Origin of the sequence: Streptomyces sp. Ru71, from assembly GCF_002920535.1 — a bacterium.
Lineage (GTDB): Bacteria > Actinomycetota > Actinomycetes > Streptomycetales > Streptomycetaceae > Streptomyces.
Genome location: NZ_PQSS01000051.1, coordinates 36,001 through 55,361 on the forward strand (window position 1 = coordinate 36,001; position 19,361 = coordinate 55,361).

The window sequence follows — 19,361 nt, forward strand, 5'->3', positions numbered from 1 at the left end:
GTTCGCCGGTTCCGATGCGGTCACGGTCGGGACTCGGCCCGGACACCGGCGTTGTCAGTGGTGTTTGAGACAGTGGGGTCATGAGCGCAAGGGGTACGAGCACGCAGCACGTCGTCGTCATCGGAGCCGGGATCGCCGGGCTGGCCGCGGCCCACCGGCTGCTGGACCGGGGCGCGCGCGTGAGCGTGCTGGAGTCCTCCGACCGGGTCGGCGGCAAGCTGCTGCCCGGCGAGATCGCCGGCGTCCGCGTCGACCTCGGCGCCGAGTCGCTGCTCGCCCGCCGCCCCGAGGCCGTCGGCCTGGCCCGCGACGTGGGCCTCGGCGAGCGCCTGCAGCCCCCGTCCACCGCGACGGCCTCGATCTGGACCCGCGGAGCCCTGCGCCCCATGCCCAAGGGGCACGTGATGGGCGTCCCCGGCACCGCCACCGCGCTCGCCGGCGTGCTCTCCGACGAGGGCCTGGCCCGCATCGAGCGGGACGCCGAACTGCCGCGCACCGAGGTCGGCGACGACGTGGCGGTGGGGGAGTACGTGGCGGCACGCCTGGGCCGCGAGGTCGTCGACCGCCTGGTCGAGCCGCTGCTCGGCGGTGTGTACGCGGGCGACGCCTACCGCATCTCGATGCGCTCGGCCGTGCCCCAGCTCTTCCAGGCCGCGCGCACCCACACCTCGCTGACCGAGGGCGTCCGCGAGATCCAGGCCAAGGCGGCGGCGAACCAGCAGACCGGCCCCGTCTTCATGGGCATCGAGGGCGGCATCGGATCGCTGCCGCTCGCCGTCGCCCGGGCGGTGCGCTCGCGCGGCGGCGAGATCACCACCAACGCGCCCGTCACGGAGCTGCGCCGGGAGCCCGGCGGCTGGCGCGTCACCGCCGGCGAGCGGGTGCTGCACGCCGACGCCGTGGTCCTCGCCGTCCCGGCACCCGCCGCCGCCCGCCTGCTGGCCACCGAGTCACCCCAGGCCGCCGCCGAGCTGACCGGCATCGAGTACGCCTCCATGGCCCTGATCACCCTCGCCTACCGCCGTGCCGAGGCGGGTCTGCCCGACGGCAGCGGCTTCCTCGTCCCGCCGGTCGACGGCCGCACCATCAAGGCGTCCACCTTCGCGTCGAACAAATGGGGCTGGATCGCCGAGGAGGACCCCGACGTGGTCGTGGTGCGCACCTCGGTCGGCCGCTACGGCGAGACGGAGATCCTCGGCCGCGACGACACCGGGCTGGTCGAGGTCTCACGACGGGACCTGAAGGAGGCCACCGGGCTCGACGCCACCCCGCTGCGGACCCAGGTCACCCGCTGGGTGGACGGCCTGCCCCAGTACCCGGTCGGCCACCACGCGCGGGTGGCCCGCATCCGCGAGCACGTCGCCAAGCTGCCCGGTCTCGCCGTGTGCGGCGCGCAGTACGACGGCGTCGGCGTCCCCGCGTGCATCGCGAGCGCGTACGCCGCCGTCGACCAGCTCGGCGGCGATCCGCGGGCTGTGCAGGAGCTCACCGCCCACCCGGTGCAGAGCCTGCACGGCGGAGCGGGAGAATAGGGTCATGAGTGACGACGCCCCCACCACTGCCCCGGACCGGATTCCGAACAAGGGCAAGCTGGCCAAGGACCTCAACGATGTCATCCGCTACACGCTGTGGTCCGTCTTCAAGCTGAAGGACGTGCTGCCCGAGGACCGCGCCGGCTACGCCGAAGAGGTCCAGGAGCTGTTCGACCAGCTCGCCGCGAAGGACGTGACGATCCGCGGCACCTACGACGTGTCCGGCCTGCGCGCCGACGCCGACCTCATGATCTGGTGGCACGCGGAGACCAGCGACCAGCTCCAGGAGGCGTACAACCTCTTCCGCCGCACGAAGCTCGGCCGCGCGCTGGAGCCGGTGTGGTCGAACATGGCGCTGCACCGCCCCGCCGAGTTCAACCGCTCGCACATCCCGGCGTTCCTCGCCGACGAGACGCCCCGCAACTACGTGAGCGTCTACCCGTTCGTGCGCTCCTACGACTGGTACCTGCTGCCGGACGAGGACCGCCGCCGCATGCTCGCCGACCACGGCAAGATGGCCCGCGGCTACCCGGACGTGCGCGCCAACACCGTCGCCTCGTTCTCGCTGGGCGACTACGAGTGGATCCTCGCCTTCGAGGCCGACGAGCTGTACCGCATCGTCGACCTCATGCGCCACCTGCGCGCCTCGGAGGCCCGCATGCACGTCCGCGAGGAGGTCCCGTTCTTCACGGGCCGCCGCAAGGACATCAGCGAGCTGGTCGCGGGCCTGGCGTAAGAGCTGTCCTTCTGCCGCCGGGTGCCACCCGCGCCCCGAAGGGGCGCGGGGCTCTGCTCGATGTGCGGCTCCGCCGCGTGAGCGCGACCAGCCACCCACGACCCGCACCCGGCGTCAAGGAGCAAGGGCCGGCTTCGGCTCCGCATGCGGCGCGCACGACGCACGCCGCCCCGGAAGCCGGCCTTCGAGCAGATACGCCTCGAAGTAACCGTTGACGCACTGGTTCGACCCACCCGCAACCCCGTGCGACCCGGCATCCCGCTCCGTCACCAGCACCGCCCCGGACAGCCGCCGCTGCAACTCCAGCGCCCCCTCATAGGGCGCCGCCGCGTCCCGCTCGGCGGCCAGGATCAGAACGGGCGGCAACTCACCGGCCCCGGTCCGTACATCCACCACCCGCTGACGCGGCGCGAGCCAGTACGCACAGGGCAGATTCGTCCACGCGTTGTCCCACGTCTCGAACGGCGCCACCCGCGCGAGCCGCGTGTTGTCCCGGTCCCAGACGCGGAAGTCCGTCGGCCAGGGCGCGTCGTTGCACTCCACGGCCGTGTACACCGCGCTCGCGTTCTCCGCCTCGGCCGCGGCCTGCGCGACCGGCGCCGCCTGCTCGACCAGCGGCTTCTCGTCGCCCTTCATATACGCCGACAGCGCCTGCGCGCGGTGCGGCCAGTAGTCGTCGTCGTACCCGGCCTGCAGGAACGCGTTCTGCAGCTGCGCCGGGCCGACCTTGCCGCCCGCCGGCTTCGCGGCCAGCCGCTGCCGTGCCCGCTCATAGCTCGCGAGCACCTTCTCCGGGGTGTCGCCGAGGCCGTACACGTCGTCGTGGCGGGCGATCCACTCCCGCAGATCCGCCCAGCGGCCCTCGAACGCCGCCGACTGGTCCAGGTTGTTGCGGTACCAGATCTTCGCCGGGTCCGGGTTGACCGCCGAGTCGAACACCATCCGCCGCACGTGCGAGGGGAACAGCGTCGCGTACAGCGCGCCGAAGTAGGTGCCGTAGGAGGCGCCCATGAACGTCAGCCGGTTCTCGCCCAGCGCGGCGCGGATCACGTCCAGGTCGCGGGCGTTGTTCAGGGAGGTGTAGTGCGCCAGCGCGCTGCCCGCCCGCTGCGCGCACCCGCGCGCGTACGCTTTGGCCCGCGCGATCCGCTCCTGTTTGTACGTCGCGTCAGGGTACGTCGGTGCCTGTGACGGCCCCTTGAGGAACTGCCCCGGGTCCTGGCAGGACAGCGGCGCCGAGCGGCCCACCCCGCGCGGGGAGTAGCCGACCAGGTCGTAGGCGGCGGCGACGCGCTTCCACTGCGGCACGAGGCCGACCAGCGGGAAGTACAGGCCGTCGCCGCCCGGCCCGCCCGGGTTGTAGACCAGCGAGCCCTGGCGGGGCACGCGCCGCTTGCTGTTGTGCGGGTCGCGGTGGGTGGCCTGCACCCGGCTGACGGCGAGCTTGATCTGCAGGCCGTCGGGGTGGGCGTAGTCGAGCGGGACCGTCACGGTGCCGCACTGCAGGGTGCCCGGCATGTCGGGCGCGTCGGAGCAGGGGCCGAACTCGATGCCGCGCGCGGCGGCCCGCGCGGCCGCGATCATCACCCCGCGCTTCTCGGCGGCCCGCTCCGCCTGCCCGGCCACGGCGCCCGCCGTGTCGGCGGCCCGCGCCGAGGCGGCCCCGGACAGGGCGGGGGGAACGGCCGGGGACACGCCCGGCGCACTGCCGGCCGGGGCGGCGGCCAGGGCGGTCAGCAGCAGCGACCCGGCGGCCGAGCAGAGGGCGGCGGCTCTCATGGCGTATCCCTTTCGTGTGCGTCTGCAACACAAGGGATGTTCGTCCGCCGGGCCGTGAAGGCAAGCACCGCGCGGCTGGTGTCGCCAGCCGTGCTCCCTGTGCGCCCCTCGGAAGGGTCAGCCGGTCCGGTCGCGGTGGGCGAAGGCGGCCCGCAGGTCCGGTTCGCCGACGGCCCGCACCCCGCGTACGGCGACGGAGATCAGGTACCGCAGGTCCTCCCCGGAGTCGTCGGCCCGCCGGGCCAGGGCGGTCAGCAGCCGCTGCCCCGCCGGGGATGCCCAGCGGGAGTACGGGTGGGCCTCTATCCGGGCCAGCACCAGGCAGCTCAGCGTGAGCGCCAGGGGCAGCGCGAACCACAGCGCCACCAGGGTGCGCGGTACGTCCGTAGGGCCCGGCGTCAGCAGCGCGGCCGCGCCCAGCGCGGTCACGGCCGCCGCGGCGCCCCGCACCTGGCGCACCCCGGCCGAGACGGTCGTCCGCGCTCCGTCCGGCACGGCCAGGCCGGCTCCGACGAGCCGGTCGGCGAGGTGGCGCACCGCGTCGGCGGCGGCCGCGGCGGTGCGCACCGGGGCGATGCGGGACTGGCCCTGGGGGCCTATCGCCCCTATCACCGACCGCTCCATCTCGTCGCGTCCGCACGGGTCGACGACCGTGGCCCAGCCGGTGTGCGCGAGCAGCAGCCGGCGCTGACGGGCCATCGAGACCAGGGTCAGATCGGCGACCCGGGCCGGGCCGCCGGACAGGAACGCCGCCTCGTACAGCGTCAGGTCGTGGGCGGCCGGCTCCTGCGCGTCGGCGGCGGCCGCGCGCACGGCGGCCAGGCACAGCCGGGTGCAGGCCACGGCGGCGACGACCCAGGCGACCAGCAGGAAAGGGACCCAGAACATGCCAGGTTTGTATGCCACGGGCCGCGCCGGACGCCATGGGGCGTTCACCATCCGGACACAGTGTTGTGGGTATGTGACGTTCCGCTTCCTTGGAGACCGCCCTCTTCCTTCACCGAGTCGGCGGCGGTACGGAGGCGGGGGCCGCCAGGTCCCGGGCCAGTGCGTCGAAATCGACGTACCCGGTGGCCTCCAGGACGCGTATGTGGTCCAGGACCGTCGTGTTCGCGTCGTCGGCGAGGTCACGCACCAGCGTGTTGCGGGTCCCGGCGCGGACCTGCGCGACCAGGGTGAGCACCCTGCCGTGCGCCAGCCGCAGGATGTTGGCGAACCTCCGGTCGAAGTCCATGCCCTGCGCGGCCCGCAACTCCCGCAGCCAGCCCTGCTGCTGCTCGCTCGGCTTGCCCGGCAGCGGCAGGCCGAGCCGGGCCGTGACGGCGCGCACCCGCTCGTCCAGGAAGGCATGCCCCTCGACCAGATGCCGGCCCGCGGTGCGCACGGCGACGGTGGTGCCCTTCTGCTGCGCGAGCCGGCCGGCGGGCAGCTCCCACAGGCCGGCCAGCCGGACCTTGAAGACGAAGTCCCGGTCCTGCGCCGACAGCGCGCCGTACCGGGTGGGCATGTCGTCCCCGCTCAGGGTGTCCGCCGGGCCGGCGTCGGCGGCGGGGCGGTCGGCGTAGGACCAGAGGGGGACGATCAGTGCCAGGAGAGTGGTGGTGAGGCCGGCGATGATCAGACCGGTGCCACTGAAGATGCCTCGGCCCTGGACGGGGGGTCGCGGTCGCATGGTGCTCTCCTGCTTACGGCACCGCACGCCGGAGTTCTCCCGGGTGCGGGGGAGGCATCGTACTGCGCCGTGACGTCACGAAAAGACGATGGTCGTACTGGCGGTTGGGTCGGTCGGGTCGGGGTCGTGGGGTCGTCAGTGGCGCAGCAGCACGCGCCGGGTGGCGCGGGCCAGCCGCACCGCCGGGCGGTGGGCGCGCGGCCGGGGCCCCGACCGGTCCCGCCACCACACGCGCAGCTCGCGCCGCGCCCGGCCGTCCAGGCCCGCTGCGGTGTGCAGCAGCGACCCGGCGAAGTCCAGCGCGTCCCGGCGGTAGCCGCCGCTCATCGGGTGCTGCCGGGCGTACGCGAGGAACGCCGGGCGGTAGGCGTCGCCGAGGATGACCGGCAGCTCCGGGGCGACCTTGGCGACCACGTCCGCCCGCTTCGCGGCCAGCGCCCGCGCCTGCACCTTCAGCCGCGCCCGGTCGAACCCCTCCGGCACGGGTGTGCCCGCGACCAGCGCGGACAGCAGCGCGGCCTGCGCGAGACCGAGCCGCGCCCTGGTCGCGCCGGGCACGGGCTCGTGCGGCGCCGCGGCGTGGGCCGGCTCCCGGCCGCCGTCCGGGCGCGGGTCGCGGGAGGCGCCGGGTGCGTCCGCCGCCGTACGGCCGCGCCGCACCGCCCGCCGGATGGACGCCAGCTCACGCTCCAGCTCGGCCGGTTCGGGGAAGTTGTCGTCCCGCTCCAGCAGGACGCCCGGCGGGCTGGTGCGGGAGGCGAGGTCGGTCAGGATGTCCAGCACCGGCTGCGGCACCGGGTGCGCGTGGCTGTCGTGCCAGACGCCGTCCCGCTCGACGCCGCCCGCGACATGGACGTACGCCAGAGCCTCCACCGGCAGGTCGGCGAGCGCCTTGGCCGGGTCCTCGCCGCGGTTGACATGGTTGGTGTGCAGGTTCGCCACGTCGATCAGGAGCCGGACCCCGGTGCGGTCGGCCAGTTCGTACAGGAACTGGCCCTCCGTCAGCTCCTCGCCGGGCCAGGCGAACAGCGCGGCGATGTTCTCCACGGCGAGCGGCACGGGCAGGGCGTCCTGGGCGATGCGCACGTTCTCGCACAGCACGTCGAGCGCGTCCCGGGTGCGCGGCACCGGCAGCAGGTGGCCGGCCTCCAGCAGGGGCGAGGCGGTCAGCTCGCCGCCCGCCCGCACGAACGCGATGTGCTCGGTGACCAGCGGCGACCCCAGCGCCTCGGCCCGCTCGGCGAGTGCGGCGAGCCGGTGCGCGTCGGGCCGGTCGGCGCCGCCGAGGCCCAGTGACACACCGTGCGGTACGACGGTCACGCCCCGCTCGCGCAGCCGCCGCAGCGACTCGGGCAGGTGGCCGGGGCAGACGTTCTCCGCCACGACCTCGACCCAGTCGATCCCGGGCATGCGCTCCACGGCCTCGGCGATCTCCGGCCGCCACCCGATGCCCGTGCCCAGTCGCTCCATGGGTCCCCTCCTCGTCACTCACCGTGGGCGGTCGCTGTGACGGGGGTATGGCCCCGGCATCGGGCGGCGAACCGCGCGGGGGCGGTCTTCAGAGCAACATTTGAGCTTTGGCGGGGGTGGGCGCTGGGCGCTGGGCGGCCACGGGTTCGCCTGCGGCGGGCTGTGCCGGTTGTGTTGTGGCTGGGCGCGCGGTTTCCGCGCCACGTGTTCGCCTGCGGCGGCCCGTGCGGGTGGGTGGGTGGCTGGTCGCGCAGTTCCCCGCGCCCCTTTATGCCTGCGGCGGCCCGTTGCTGTTGCGTCGTGGCTGGTGTAGCGCCTTGTGCCGGTGGTCACTGCGGGGCCGCGGTGGGGGGTGTCCGTCCTCGGTCCGGCCCGCTGTCTCCGACGCGGTGAGGGTTGGCGGTGCCGGCCGCTGCGGGCGGACACCCCCCACCCCGCCCCCTCCCGCCGTGCGCGACTGCGGGCCGCCATCGGCCGCCGTGGTGGGGGTCAGCGCAGGGCCGGGTGGTCCGCTACGACCGTGCAGCTGCCCGGGGCGATCTCGGTGAAGCCCGCGTCCCGGACCAGGGGCAGTCGGCTGGTGGTCAGGTCGCGCCACTGTGCGGGGTCGGCCGTGCGCACCGCGAGGGGGAAACCGGCGTCCCGCCACGTGGCCCGCTCCTCGTCCGACAGCTCCCACCAGGCCAGCTGGGCGCCGTGCCCGGCCTGGGCCATCGCCTTGCCGGCCGACATCTCCACCTCGGGGCTCATCCACAGCACGGGCTCGGCCAGGTCCGGCCCGGCGGGCGGCTCCGGGTCGTCCAGCTCGGTGCCGGAGACCTGCAGCTTGGCCAGGTCCTTCGGCCAGCCGTCCAGCGGCACCGGCGGGAACACCCGCACCTCGGCCGACTTGCCGGTGACCGTGATGCCCGGCAGCGCCTCGGCCCGCCGCCACTCCGCGCCGCGCGCCCGGCGCACCACCTTGCGGATGCGCGCGTCCTGCCAGTCCCGGATGGCCTGCGCCCACTCGCCGTCGCCCAGCGAACGCTCGTCGCTCAGCATCACCAGCACGGCCCGCGCCGCCGTCTCAAGGGCGTCGGTCCGGGCGGGCGGCGCGGCCTTCTCCAGCCGCACCACCAGCGGCAGCACATACTGCGGGGCGAGGTCGCGCGCGGTGGGCTCGGAGCGGAAGGGGCTGTCCTGCACGGGAGTGGGTTCAGTGTTCACGCCGTCCAGTCTGCCAAGGCGTCCCGGCGGGCCCGCCCCCGGCGTCTCACCCCGAGCAGGCGGTGCGCTGCGCCTCCTGCCACTCACACACCGGGCACAGCGTGATCCCCTTGTACGACTCCGGGTACTCCGTCGGCTCACGGCACAGCACGCACTCCGCGTACGGCGGGCCGTCGGCCCTGGGCGGCCGGGTCGCGTCGATGAGGCAGTAGTCGACAGGTGCGTCGTCGTCGCTCATGCGTCCAGCGTACGAGGGTCAGGGCCGGCCGTTCGCGGCGCCGATCAGCTCGGACACCTTGACGAAGCGGTAGCCGCGCTTGCGCAGCTCGGGCACCACGCTCCGCACCACCCGCTCGGTCGTCGGGGCCGCGCTGCGGGTGCAGTGCATGACGACCACGGACCCCGGCCGCACCCCGTCCAGCACCTGCAGGGCCACCGCGTCCGCGTCCGTCGCGAAGGCGTCCCCGCTGACCACGTCCCACTGCACGGCCGTCACCCCGGTGCCGCTGAGCTCCCGCAGGGCGTCCCGGTCGTAGCAGCCGCCGGGGAAGCGGAAGTAGGGCCGCGCGTCCTTCACCCCGGCCGCGCGGAAGGCGGCGTAGGCGCGCTCCACGTCCTCGCGCATCCGCTCCGGGGCGACCGTCGGCAGCCCGTAGCAGTCACCGGTGAACGCGTAGTGGCTGTAGGAGTGGTTGGCGATCTCGAACAGCGGGTCGTGGTCGATGGCCCGGGCCTGCGCCGGGTACTGCTGCGCCCACCGGCCCGTCATGAACACCGTCGCCGGCACCTTCAGGGTGCGCAGCGCCTCGATCAGGCCCGGGTTGTCGAAGTGCTCGCCGGCGGCGGCGCGCGGCCCCTGGTCGGCGGTCATGTCGGCGTCGAAGGTCAGCGCGACGACCTTGCCGTGGCCGGTGCGCGGGCCGTTCTTGAACACGGGCGTCAGACCGGCCGGGCCCGGGGCGAGCGTGGGCGGCCGGGACACCGTCACCGACGGTGATGCCGCGCTCGGCGCCGGCCGGGCGGCATGCGGGCTCGCCGTGTGCGGGGTGGGGGTCCGTGCGGTCCCGCAGGCGGCGAGAGCGGCGCCGAGGGCGCACAGCGCGGTGAGACGGCGAAGGGGAGCGATCACCGTATGAAGATATGACCAGGAGCGGTCCATCTCGCACCGTCGGCGACCCGACGCGACGTCACATCACCCACCCGGCGTCAACAGCCGCCGCCCTACCCGTCGCGTCGCTTCAACGGCCGCAGCGCCGGTCCCTGGAGGATCTCGCCGTCGATCCCGAACCGGGAACCGTGGCAGGGGCAGTCCCAGGACCGCTCCGCGGCGTTGAAGTTCACCAGGCAGCCCAGGTGGGTGCAGCGGGCGGACACGGCATGGAGCTCGCCGTCGTCGTCGCGGTACGCCGCGATCCGGTCGCCGCCCGCCCGGACCACCGCGCCCTCGCCGGGCGCGAGGTCCTCCAGGGACTTCGCCGGGCGCAGCCGGTCGCCGACGAAGTGCCGGGCGACCTTGGCCTGCGTCTTCAGGAACATCGGCGCCTCGCGCACCGCCGTGCCCAGCCGGCGCGGGTCGTACAGCCCGCTCCACGCGCACTTCTCGCCCCGGATCAGCGCCGTCAGCAGCCGCCCGGCCATCATCCCGCCGCTCAGCCCCCAGCCGCCGAAGCCGGTCGCCACGTACGTGTGCCGGGCACCGGGGTGCAGCGGGCCGACCATCGGCACGGTGTCCGTGGGGTCGTTGTCCTGCGTGGCCCAGCGGTGGGTGACGTAGACGCCGGGGAAGTGCGCGGCCGCCCAGTCGGTCAGCTCCTCGAAGAGCGCCGGCACGTCACCGGTGCCGGGGGTGAAGTGCTGGCCGGTGACCACCAGGAAGCGCTGGCCGTCGCCGTACGGCGCGGTCCGCACCGACCGCGTGTTCTCGTCCGGCGTGATGTACATGCCCTCCGGGTCCCGGTCGGCGGGGAGCGTCCCGGCCACGACCAGCTCGCGGCGCGGCGAGAGCCGGGTGAACAGCAGCGCCCGGTCGAACACCGGGTAGTGCGTGGCGACGACCACCTCGCGCGCGGTCACCGTGACCCCCGCGTCGGTCGTCATCCGGCACGGCTCGCCCTCGCTCAGCCCGGTCACGCGCGTGTACTCGTGGATCCGCCCGCCGTGCGCGACCAGGTCGTCGGCGAGCGCGAGCAGGTACTTGCGCGGATGGAACTGCGCCTGCCCGGTCACCTTCACCGCACCCGCCACCGGGAACGGCAGCCCGGTCTCCGTCACGAACGACGCCGGCAGCCCCGCCTCCTTCGCCGCCCGCGCCTCGGCCCGCAGCTCCTCGACCCGGCCGCTGTCGCGCACGTAGGTGTAGGCGCTGCGCTCCTCCCAGTCGCAGTCGATGCCCAGCTCGGCCACGATCCCGGCGGCCCGCTCGATCGCCTCGGACTGCGAGCGGGCGTACAGCCGTGCGCCCTCGGCGCCCCGGGTGCGCCGCAGTTTGTCGTAGACGAGGGTGTGCAGGGCGCTGACCTTGGCGGTGGTGTGCCCGGTCACCCCGGCCGCGATCCGGTCGGCCTCCAGCACGGCCACGCCGAGCCCGGCGCGGGTCAGCTCCCACGCCGTGCTCAGCCCGGCCACGCCGCCGCCGATCACGGCCACGTCGACGGTCAGGTCCTCCGCCAGCGCGGGCCGAGGGCTGCCGCCGGGCTCCGTCTGCAGCCAGTACGAGCCGCTGACCTGCTGTTTCCGCGTCATGCCGGGGCGGGTACCCCGTCCCGGCATGATCACAGCTGCCGCTAGCGGCCCCAGGGGCCGGTGACCGCGAAGGTCGTGCCGGGTGTGTAGCAGTTGACGTACATCGTGTCGCCGTCGGGGGAGAAGGTGACCCCGGCGAACTCGCCCCACTCCGGCTGGTCGGGCGTGCCGATGTTCTGCCGGCCGCGGGCCATCGCGTACACCTCGCCCTGCCGGGTCACGCCGAAGACGTGCTGCGCCCCGTTGCCGTCCTCGCACACCATCAGGCCGCCGCTGGGGGCGAGGCAGATGTTGTCCGGGGACTCGCCGGGCAGCTGCACATCGGTGTCCGGGCCGAAGACGATCACCAGGGTGAGACGGCGCCGCCGCGGGTCGTAACGCCAGATCTGGCCGTAGTGGTCGGCGCCCGAGCCGTCCTTGCTGCGCGCGAAGGACGACACGAAGTACACCGAGGAGCCGCCCCAGTAGCAGCCCTCCAGCTTCTGCGCGTGGGTGATCCCCTTCGGGCCGTAGTCCTGCAGCCGGGTCGGGGTGGTGGCGGCCAGCGGGTCGGGTACGTCCACCCACTCGATGCCGTCGAAGCTCGCGCCGGTCTCCTGGATCGTGGACAGATCCGGCACGCCGGGCACCCGCATGGCCTGCAGACGGCCGCCCGCGCGCAGCGAACCGACGCCGCCCAGCGGCTTGTTCGGCAGGAAGCGGTAGAAGAGGCCGAACGGCTTGAGGAAGGCGTCCTCCGTCTCGTAGACGACACCGTTGTGCCGGTCGATCGCGACGGCCTCGTGCTGGAAGCGGCCCATCGCGGTCAGCGGGACGGCGCCGGTGCGGCGCGGGTCGCTCGGGTGCACCTCGAAGATGAAGCCGTGGTCCTTGGCGTAGCCGTTGGTGCCGGCCTTGTCCTCGGTCTCCTCGCAGGTCAGCCAGGTGCCCCAAGGGGTGCGGCCGCCCGCGCAGTTGACGGCCGTACCGGCGATGGCGACCCGCTCGGACAGCACGCGGCCCCGGGGATCCAGGGCCAGGGCCGTACAGCCGCCCTTGCCCGCCGGGTCGTAGGTCAGGCCCTCGACCGTGGGGACCGGGATCTTGGCGGTGGCGCGGTTCTCGTGGTTGCGCACGAGATGGGTACGGCCGTCGCGGCCGGCGAAGGCGGCCATGCCGTCGTGGTTGGAGGGGACCGGGCCCTCACCGGAGCGGAGCGGGTCGCCCTCGCGGGAGAGCACGGTGTAGCGGAATCCTTCCGGCAGGTCGAGCAGTCCGTTCGGGTCGGGGACGAGCGGGCCGTAGCCGGTGCGGCCCAGGTTCTGCGCGGCGGCGGTGCCCGCGAAGAGCTCGGACAGGGCCCCGGTGAAGGCGATGCCCGCTCCCAGGGCACTCGCTCGGGCCAGGACCTGACGTCGAGTTGCAGACATGCGGCAGTGACCTTCCTGCTGGCGGACAGGACGGGACAGGAACTAACTACTGACGCCGCTGTGTCTACCATCTGCCGCCGTGTGCGGGAACCACGCGTGTAGCACGTGTCACCGTGCGTATCACCGCGTCTCACTGCTCGATGACGTGGTCCTTCGGCGTCTGGGAGTTCTGCTCGGCGCCCTTCTCCAGGAAGCGCAGCAGCTCGACCGGGATGGGCAGCACCAGCGTGGAGTTCTTCTCCGCCGCCACCGCCATCACCGTCTGCAGCAGCCGCAGTTGCAGCGCGGAGGGCGTGTCCGCCATGGCCTGGGCGGCCTCGGCCAGCTTCTTCGACGCCTGGAACTCGGCGTCGGCGTTGATGATGCGCGCCCGCCGCTCACGGTCGGCCTCGGCCTGCCGGGCCATGGACCGCTTCATCGTGTCCGGCAGTGAGACGTCCTTGATCTCGACGCGGTCGATCTGCACGCCCCAGCCGACGGCCGGGCTGTCGATCATCAGCTCCAGCCCCTGGTTCAGCTTCTCGCGGTTGGACAGCAGATCGTCCAGCTCGCTCTTGCCGATGATCGACCTGAGCGAGGTCTGCGCCATCTGCGAGACCGCGAACCGGTAGTCCTCCACGTTGACGACCGCCGCGGAGGGGTCCACCACCTTGAAGTACACGACGGCGTCCACCCGCACGGTGACGTTGTCCCGGGTGATGCCCTCCTGGGCCGGGATCGGCATGGTCACGATCTGCATGTTGACCCGGCGCAGCCGGTCGACACCCGGCACGATCAAGGCCAGCCCCGGCTGCCGCACACCACCGCGCAGCCGGCCGAGCCGGAAGACCACTCCCCGCTCGTACTGCTTGACGACCCGCGCCGCCGCGGTCAGGTACACCAGACCGGCCACACCGGCCGCCGCGATCGCCCCCAGCAGCTCCTGGAGCATGGCGACCCCCTCACCGAGAGGTCCGTTTCCTCTGCTCCTGCAACGATATGCCCGGCCTCCGGTCCCGGGCCACGCCCGCGACCGGAGGCCGACGCTCCGGCGGGCGCTACGCCGCCGTCACGACCCTCACCGGCTCAGTGCCGACCGCGCTGTGCCGCTCGGCCCACGACTCCAGCGCCGTCCGGCACGCGTGGTCCAGGTGGTGCAGCCCGGACAGGTCCAGCTCGACGGGCCGGTCCTGGGGGAGCGCCTCCAGGCTGTCGAGGATCTTCGGCAGCCGCAGGAAGGTCGCGTTGCCCGACAGATGCGCCTGGACGGGGCCGGCGCCCTTGTCGACGATCTCCAGCCGGACGTGCGAGGCCTCCCAGGCGGTCTTGACCACGGACAGCGCCAGACCGATCAGCACACCCTCGAACATGTTCACCGCGACGATCGACACCGCGGTCACGACCAGGATCAGGGCCTCGCCCCGGTGCCCCCGCCACAGGGCGGTGATCTGCCGGAACGGGATCAGCTTCCAGCCGGCGTGGACGAGGATGCCGGCCAGCGCGGGGATCGGTATCAGCGCCAGGGCGGAGGGCAGCGCGGCGGCGAACAGCAGCAGCCACAGGCCGTGCAGCACCCGCGAGGCCTTGGTCTTCGCGCCCGCGCTGACGTTGGCGGAGCTGCGCACGATCACCGCGGTCATCGGCAGCGCGCCGAGCAGACCGCACACCGTGTTGCCGGCGCCCTGGGCGATCATCTCCTTGTCGTACTGGGTGCGCGGGCCGTCGTGCAGCCGGTCCACGGCCGCCGCGCTGAACAGGCTCTCGGCCGAGGCGATCAGCGCGAAGGCGACGATGGTGCCCCAGATGGCCGGGCTCGCCAGCTCGCCGAAGGCGCCGGCGCCCGGCGGCTGGACGACGCCGAGCAGTCCCTCCACCTTCACCGTGGCCACCGGCAGGCCGAACGCCTGGGTGGCCGCCGTGGCCAGGACGACCGCGGCGAGGGCGCCGGGGACCGACCGCACCGCCTTCGGCAGCTTCTTCCAGAACACGATGACCGCGACGGTGCCCGCGCCGACGGCGAGGGAGGCCAGGGCCTCGGTGCTGCCGAGCGCGTCGGCGAACGCCCCGGGCAGGCCCGCGATCTTGCCGATGCCGGTCTTGGGGGCCTTAAGGCCCGCCGCCGCGTAGATCTGGCCGGCGATGATCACCAGACCGATGCCGCAGAGCATGCCCTCCACGACCGACACGGATATCGCCCGGAACCAGCGGCCGATCCCGAAGAAGCCCATGGCGAGCTGGAGCAGGCCGGCGGCCAGCACGATCACCCCGAGCGAGGCCACGCCGAACTCGCTGACGGCCTCGAAGACCAGCACGGTCAGGCCGGCGGCCGGCCCCGACACCTGAAGGCTGCTGCCGGGCATCAGCCCGGTGACCAGGCCGCCCACGATGCCGGTGATCAGGCCGAGTTCGGCCGGGACTCCGGAGGCGACCGCCACGCCGACGCACAGCGGCACGGCCACCAGGAACACGACGATGGAGGCGAGGAAGTCCTCGCGCAGATGAGGGAACCTGCTCATGCCGGACCTCACAGCGCCTCGAAGCTGTCGGTGTCCGCGCGGTGTTCGCGTACGGCACCGGTGTGCACCTCGTAGTACCAGCCGCGCAGCCGCAGCCGGCCGTCCGTCAGACGCCGCTCGACGCACGGGTAGGAGCGCAGCCGCAGCAGCTGGGTGAGCACGTGGTTCTGCACGGCCTCAGCCACGGTCGGGTCCTGCGGGTCGGCCGCCTTGGGATCCTCGGCGGCGTGCGCGAGCCAGTCGCGTACGGCCGGTACGGCGTCGAGGTCGTCGCCGCGCACCAGGGCGCCGACGGCACCGCAGTGCGAGTGGCCGCACACCACGATGTCCTGGACGCCGAGGACGCTCACGGCGTACTCGACGGTGGCCGCCTCGGAAGTGGGGGTGTGCGCCGAGTACGGCGGGACGATGTTGCCCGCGGTGCGCAGCTCGAAGAGCTGGCCGGGGCGGGCGCCCGTGATCAGGGCCGGGACGACCCGGGAATCGGAGCAGGTGATGAACAGGACCTGCGGCGACTGGCCGTCGGCCAGCGGGGCGAACTCCTCAGGGCGCTGTCCGAAGGAACGGGCGTTGTCGATGAGGGGTTGCATGTGTGGTGACTCCTCCTGGCGCGCTGTGGGGTGCGCGTCGGGCTTCAAGGACAGAGGTGGGGTACTGCCTCCGCTGCGCGCGGAGTGGGGAGGTACTGCTCTGTTCTCAGCAGCGGAAGACCTGGAGTGCGGCCGGGGAGGGGGCCGGCGCGGGTCTGGGCGAGCCCAGCGGAGCTCTGCGGGGCGTGGCGGACCGAGGGGCGGCCGGGTCCGGGGCCGACAGCGGGCGTTCGGGCGCCTGGGGCGCCGAGTCCGCCGTGCGGTGCCGGTCGCGGGGGCGCAGGGGGTCGGCCGGACCGCGCGGGTGCCCGCAGTCCTGGGAGCCGACGCTCTCGTCGCGCAGAGCGGTGAGGGGGAGTGCGGTGCCGGGGCGGGCCTTGGCCTCCGCGTGACGGGCCGTGTGCGCTTGTGCGAAGGACGCGGTCGATGCGAAGAGGGGGAGGGCGAGCAGGACGGCGGTGAGCGCCGCGAGGACGGTCCGTACCGTCGTACCTCGGAACATGCCCCTCCCCCCGTCATGCTCGCACGTCATATGCGCACCAACAGTTGGTCAACGGCTGGTCAAGAGACACGGTAGCGGTGCGGGGGCGTTTGCAAGGTTAACTGCGCGTTACGAGCTGAAGAGAGCCTGAAAAGCGAGGTGGTTTGGCGCGAACCGGCTCCCGGTCAGGGCGCGGTGGGCGTGTCGCGGGGCACGAAGCGGCTGAGCCGGTAGGTCGTCGGGTGCGTCAGGCGCCCGCACAGCATGTCGACCCGCATCGCCGACCAGTCGGCGTGCGGGGCGGCGGCCCGGACGCGGCGGAGATGGTCGTGCCACTCCTGCTCGTCCCGGGTCTCGAAGAGCACCTCCCAGTGCCCCGCCTCGGGTGCGAACCGCTCGGCGGCCCGCTGCCTCTCGGCCTGCTGCCGCCGTTTCCTCTTGCGCTGACCTGGCATCGAAACAGCATCGCCGCCCTGCCGTGAGCGCGGCAAGGCGGCGGGGTGCCGGTGGTGGTCCGGTGTCAGCGCGGCTCGACGAGGCTCTTGGCGTCGCGGGCGAGGGCCGTGAGGCGGGAGATGGCCCGGAAGTACTTCTTGCGGTAGCCGCCGTTCAGCATCTCCTCGCTGAACAGCTGGTCGAACGGCAGACCCGAGGCGAGGACGGGCACCTCGCGGTCGTAGAGCCGGTCGGCGAGGACGACGAGCCGCAGCGCGGTGGACTGGTCCGGAACCGGGCGCACATCGGTCAGGCACACCGCCTTGAGTCCGTCGGTCAGCGCGCCGTAGCGGCTGGGGTGGACCTTGGCCAGGTGGTCCAGCAGCTGCGGGAAGGCGTCCAGCGAGGCGCCGGCGGTGGCGTGCGCGGCCCGGGTGACCTGCTCGTCGGTGAACGGCGCGGGCGCCTCGGGCAGGCCGCGGTGGCGGTAGTCCTCGCCGTCGATGCGCAGGGTGCGGAAGTGGGCGGACAGGCCCTGGATCTCGCGCAGGAAGTCGGCGGCCGCGAACCGGCCCTCGCCGAGCTTGCCGGGCAGCGTGTTGGAGGTGGCGGCGAGCGCGACACCGGCGTCGACCAGCTTGCCGAGCAGCGTGGAGACGAGGACGGTGTCGCCCGGGTCGTCCAGCTCGAACTCGTCGATGCACAGCAGGCGGTGGCCGGAGAGGGTCTGCACGGTCTGCTGGAAGCCGAGGGCGCCGACCAGGTTGGTCAGCTCGACGAAGGTGCCGAACGCCTTTTTCGCGGGCTCGGCCGGGGTGGCGTGCCACAGGGAGGCGAGCAGATGGGTCTTGCCGACGCCGTAGCCGCCGTCCAGGTAGACGCCGCGGGGGCCGGCCGGGGCCTTCGCCGCCTTGGCCTTCGCCTTGCCGAAGCCGAACAGGCCGCGCTTGGCGCCGCCGGCCGCGCCCGCCCCGTCGAGACCGGCCGCGAAGCCCTCCAGGACCTGTACGGCCTCGGTCTGGCTGGGCTGGTTCGGGTCCGGGATGTAGGTGCTGAAGCGGACCGAGTCGAACCGCGGCGGCGGCACCATCTCGGCCACCAGCCGGTCCGCGGGGACATGCGGCTCACGGGCGCACAGGGACAGCGGGGCCGCGTCGGCTATCGGGGCGAGGCCGGAGGCGGAGGTGGAGGACGACACGGTTCCCCAGCTTAAGGGGCGTGCCAGACTGCACGGCATGCGACGCCTGTTCCCTGTGACCGACGAAACAGCAGCCCAGACCCTGCGGGAGGCCGGCGAGGAGGGGGTGGTGGCCGGGGCGCCGGGGGTGCCTGGGGCCGGCGGGACTTCCGCCGGGACCGGTGTGGTCACCGAGGGTGATGTGGCGGACGGGGCCGTGAGCGGCGGCTCGGGTGCCGCCGCGCGCGAGGACCAGGGATCCGGGGGCGCCCCGGCCGGGGCGGAGGCCGGGGCCGGAGCGGCGCGGCCGAAGGGGGAGCCCGGTGCCACCGAGCCCGCCGGCGGGGCAGGCGATTCAGGCGGTACGGCCGGAGCGGGTGCCGCAGGCGCCGGTGGCGCCGGGAAGGAGCCGGGGCTGGGTGGTGCGCCCGGGGCCGGCCGATCCGCCGGCGTCGTGGCCGCGGGCGCCGAGTCCGCCGGTGGTGCCGTGACCGGCGGTGGTGAGGTGCGCGGTGCCGCGGGCGCCGCCACCGGGGCTGCCGTGACCGGCGGTGGTGTCGTGCGTGGGGGTACCGCCGGGGGCTCAGGGGGGCACCGGTGCCTCTGAGGGGCCCGCCGCCGAGGCCGCCTCGGGCCCCGTCGGGCTGCCGACCTTCGCGGGTGGGAGGGGCGGGCGGGAGTGGAGCCTGGCCGAGATCGCCGCCGCCTACGCCTACCCCGAGCCGCCCGCCGGGCAGCGGCAGCCGTGGCTGCGCGCCAACATGGTCTCCTCCCTGGACGGCGCCGCCCAGCACGAGGGCCGTTCGCAGCCCATCTCCAACGCCACCGACATGCGCATCTTCGGCACCCTGCGGGCCCTCGCCGACGTCGTGATCGTCGGGGCCGAAACGGTCCGCCAGGAGGGCTACCGCCCCGCCCGCGTGCGCGCGGAGTTCGCCGAGATGCGCGAGGCCGCCGGGCAGGCGCCCGTCCCCGCGATCGCCGTCGTCACCGCGAGCCTGGACCTCGACTTCTCGCTGCCGCTGTTCACCTCGCCCGTGGTGCCGACGATCGTCCTCACCGGGGCCGCGTCCTCCCCGGAGCGCCGGGCGGCGGCGGAGAAGGCGGGCGCGAAGGTCGTCATCGCCGGCGACGGCATCGGCGTGGACCCGGTCCGCGTCGTCCAGGTGCTCGCCGAGCTGGGCCACACCCGGCTGCTCACCGAGGGCGGCCCGCGGCTGCTGGGCCAGATGGTGGCCGCCGAGGTGCTCGACGAGCTGTGCCTGACCATCTCCCCGATGCTCACCGCGGGGGACGCGCAGCGCATCGCCGGCGGGCCCTCCGTCACCGTTCCGCACCGCTTCGCACTGGTGTCCCTACTGGAGGAGGACGGCTTCCTCTACAGCCGTTATTGCAGGTCGCAGCCCTGAGCGAGGCCCCCGGAACGCGGCCGCCGGCCCCGGCGCGGGCGGGTGGCCGCCCGGAGGACGGACATCAGCGGAATCAGCCGTTCCGTTTCGCTTCGGACGGGCACACTAAATCCGGCAGAACCCGTGCGATCACGGGGCAGGATGGTTTCCGCAGGGCCTGGTACGGCCCACGGAGGACAGGGGGCCCACCGCCCCCGTAGGAGAAGGGGCGCCTGGTGTTCACAAGCG

At 73.9% G+C, this 19,361-nt stretch carries 18 protein-coding genes; 3 read left to right on the forward strand and 15 right to left on the reverse strand.

The features are described 5' to 3' along the window. Positions 1–80 precede the first annotated feature (80 nt). Both hemG and hemQ read left to right on the forward strand, forming a co-directional pair. On the forward strand, positions 81–1,532 hold the full coding sequence (hemG, locus tag C3489_RS25825; protein ID WP_103784464.1) for a protoporphyrinogen oxidase: 1,452 nt from the start codon (positions 81–83) through the stop codon (positions 1,530–1,532). A 4-nt stretch (positions 1,533–1,536) separates the two neighbouring features. After that, positions 1,537–2,268: a hydrogen peroxide-dependent heme synthase gene (gene hemQ / locus C3489_RS25830; RefSeq protein WP_103784465.1), complete on the forward strand. Its 732-nt coding sequence runs from the start codon at positions 1,537–1,539 to the stop codon at positions 2,266–2,268. A gap of 114 nt (positions 2,269–2,382) precedes the next feature. Here the strand turns inward: hemQ and C3489_RS25835 are convergent, their stop codons facing one another. From C3489_RS25835 to zapE, 15 genes are all read right to left on the reverse strand, one after another. Beyond that, entirely contained in the window at positions 2,383–4,047 is a 1,665-nt protein-coding gene (locus C3489_RS25835) for an alpha/beta hydrolase (protein ID WP_103784466.1), read from the reverse strand. A gap of 117 nt (positions 4,048–4,164) precedes the next feature. Beyond that, positions 4,165–4,935, reverse strand: a complete 771-nt coding sequence (locus tag C3489_RS25840; RefSeq protein ID WP_103784467.1) for a TIGR04222 domain-containing membrane protein — start codon at positions 4,933–4,935, stop codon at positions 4,165–4,167. A 109-nt stretch (positions 4,936–5,044) separates the two neighbouring features. Then, positions 5,045–5,719, reverse strand: a complete 675-nt coding sequence (locus C3489_RS25845; protein ID WP_103784468.1) for a DUF4142 domain-containing protein — start codon at positions 5,717–5,719, stop codon at positions 5,045–5,047. Between the two features lie 135 nt (positions 5,720–5,854). After that, the gene (locus C3489_RS25850; RefSeq protein ID WP_103784469.1) at positions 5,855–7,189 is read right to left on the reverse strand and encodes a DUF692 domain-containing protein; all 1,335 of its coding nucleotides are present in this window, start codon (positions 7,187–7,189) and stop codon (positions 5,855–5,857) included. A gap of 489 nt (positions 7,190–7,678) precedes the next feature. Further along, on the reverse strand, positions 7,679–8,395 hold the full coding sequence (locus C3489_RS25855) for a peptidyl-tRNA hydrolase (RefSeq protein WP_181139842.1): 717 nt from the start codon (positions 8,393–8,395) through the stop codon (positions 7,679–7,681). A 46-nt stretch (positions 8,396–8,441) separates the two neighbouring features. Continuing rightward, on the reverse strand, positions 8,442–8,633 hold the full coding sequence (locus tag C3489_RS25860) for a hypothetical protein (protein ID WP_103784470.1): 192 nt from the start codon (positions 8,631–8,633) through the stop codon (positions 8,442–8,444). Between the two features lie 18 nt (positions 8,634–8,651). Beyond that, the gene (locus C3489_RS25865; RefSeq protein ID WP_103784471.1) at positions 8,652–9,524 is read right to left on the reverse strand and encodes a polysaccharide deacetylase family protein; all 873 of its coding nucleotides are present in this window, start codon (positions 9,522–9,524) and stop codon (positions 8,652–8,654) included. A gap of 92 nt (positions 9,525–9,616) precedes the next feature. Then, entirely contained in the window at positions 9,617–11,137 is a 1,521-nt protein-coding gene (locus C3489_RS25870; RefSeq protein WP_103784472.1) for an FAD-dependent oxidoreductase, read from the reverse strand. Between the two features lie 41 nt (positions 11,138–11,178). Beyond that, positions 11,179–12,546: an alkaline phosphatase PhoX gene (locus tag C3489_RS25875; RefSeq protein WP_103784473.1), complete on the reverse strand. Its 1,368-nt coding sequence runs from the start codon at positions 12,544–12,546 to the stop codon at positions 11,179–11,181. A 130-nt stretch (positions 12,547–12,676) separates the two neighbouring features. Further along, positions 12,677–13,477: a slipin family protein gene (locus C3489_RS25880; RefSeq protein WP_103784474.1), complete on the reverse strand. Its 801-nt coding sequence runs from the start codon at positions 13,475–13,477 to the stop codon at positions 12,677–12,679. Positions 13,478–13,583: 106 nt separating this feature from the next. Then, positions 13,584–15,041: a SulP family inorganic anion transporter gene (locus C3489_RS25885; RefSeq protein ID WP_103784475.1), complete on the reverse strand. Its 1,458-nt coding sequence runs from the start codon at positions 15,039–15,041 to the stop codon at positions 13,584–13,586. Positions 15,042–15,049: 8 nt separating this feature from the next. After that, positions 15,050–15,631: a carbonic anhydrase gene (locus C3489_RS25890; protein ID WP_103784476.1), complete on the reverse strand. Its 582-nt coding sequence runs from the start codon at positions 15,629–15,631 to the stop codon at positions 15,050–15,052. A 106-nt stretch (positions 15,632–15,737) separates the two neighbouring features. Further along, on the reverse strand, positions 15,738–16,133 hold the full coding sequence (locus C3489_RS25895) for a hypothetical protein (RefSeq protein WP_103784477.1): 396 nt from the start codon (positions 16,131–16,133) through the stop codon (positions 15,738–15,740). A gap of 164 nt (positions 16,134–16,297) precedes the next feature. Next, positions 16,298–16,567, reverse strand: coding sequence for a hypothetical protein (locus C3489_RS25900; protein WP_103784478.1), 270 nt, complete (start codon positions 16,565–16,567; stop codon positions 16,298–16,300). A gap of 65 nt (positions 16,568–16,632) precedes the next feature. Next, on the reverse strand, positions 16,633–17,745 hold the full coding sequence (gene zapE / locus C3489_RS25905; protein WP_103784479.1) for a cell division protein ZapE: 1,113 nt from the start codon (positions 17,743–17,745) through the stop codon (positions 16,633–16,635). 623 nt (positions 17,746–18,368) lie between these two features. Between zapE and C3489_RS25915 the strand changes: the two genes are divergently transcribed. Further along, on the forward strand, positions 18,369–19,133 hold the full coding sequence (locus C3489_RS25915; protein ID WP_103784484.1) for a pyrimidine reductase family protein: 765 nt from the start codon (positions 18,369–18,371) through the stop codon (positions 19,131–19,133). The last annotated feature ends 228 nt before the right edge of the window (positions 19,134–19,361 follow it).

What these genes read in the sequence shown, in the direction of transcription:
- C3489_RS25875 (WP_103784473.1), bottom strand. Translation starts at nt 12,546, where the DNA reads ATGTCTGCAACTCGACGTCAGGTCCTGGCCCGAGCGAGTGCCCTGGGA.
- C3489_RS25835 (WP_103784466.1), bottom strand. Translation starts at nt 4,047, where the DNA reads ATGAGAGCCGCCGCCCTCTGCTCGGCCGCCGGGTCGCTGCTGCTGACC.
- C3489_RS25845 (WP_103784468.1), bottom strand. Translation starts at nt 5,719, where the DNA reads ATGCGACCGCGACCCCCCGTCCAGGGCCGAGGCATCTTCAGTGGCACC.
- C3489_RS25880 (WP_103784474.1), bottom strand. Translation starts at nt 13,477, where the DNA reads ATGCTCCAGGAGCTGCTGGGGGCGATCGCGGCGGCCGGTGTGGCCGGT.
- C3489_RS25840 (WP_103784467.1), bottom strand. Translation starts at nt 4,935, where the DNA reads ATGTTCTGGGTCCCTTTCCTGCTGGTCGCCTGGGTCGTCGCCGCCGTG.
- C3489_RS25870 (WP_103784472.1), bottom strand. Translation starts at nt 11,137, where the DNA reads ATGACGCGGAAACAGCAGGTCAGCGGCTCGTACTGGCTGCAGACGGAG.
- C3489_RS25885 (WP_103784475.1), bottom strand. Translation starts at nt 15,041, where the DNA reads ATGAGCAGGTTCCCTCATCTGCGCGAGGACTTCCTCGCCTCCATCGTC.
- C3489_RS25850 (WP_103784469.1), bottom strand. Translation starts at nt 7,189, where the DNA reads ATGGAGCGACTGGGCACGGGCATCGGGTGGCGGCCGGAGATCGCCGAG.
- C3489_RS25895 (WP_103784477.1), bottom strand. Translation starts at nt 16,133, where the DNA reads ATGTTCCGAGGTACGACGGTACGGACCGTCCTCGCGGCGCTCACCGCC.
- hemG (WP_103784464.1), top strand. Translation starts at nt 81, where the DNA reads ATGAGCGCAAGGGGTACGAGCACGCAGCACGTCGTCGTCATCGGAGCC.
- C3489_RS25860 (WP_103784470.1), bottom strand. Translation starts at nt 8,633, where the DNA reads ATGAGCGACGACGACGCACCTGTCGACTACTGCCTCATCGACGCGACC.
- C3489_RS25890 (WP_103784476.1), bottom strand. Translation starts at nt 15,631, where the DNA reads ATGCAACCCCTCATCGACAACGCCCGTTCCTTCGGACAGCGCCCTGAG.
- C3489_RS25900 (WP_103784478.1), bottom strand. Translation starts at nt 16,567, where the DNA reads ATGCCAGGTCAGCGCAAGAGGAAACGGCGGCAGCAGGCCGAGAGGCAG.
- hemQ (WP_103784465.1), top strand. Translation starts at nt 1,537, where the DNA reads ATGAGTGACGACGCCCCCACCACTGCCCCGGACCGGATTCCGAACAAG.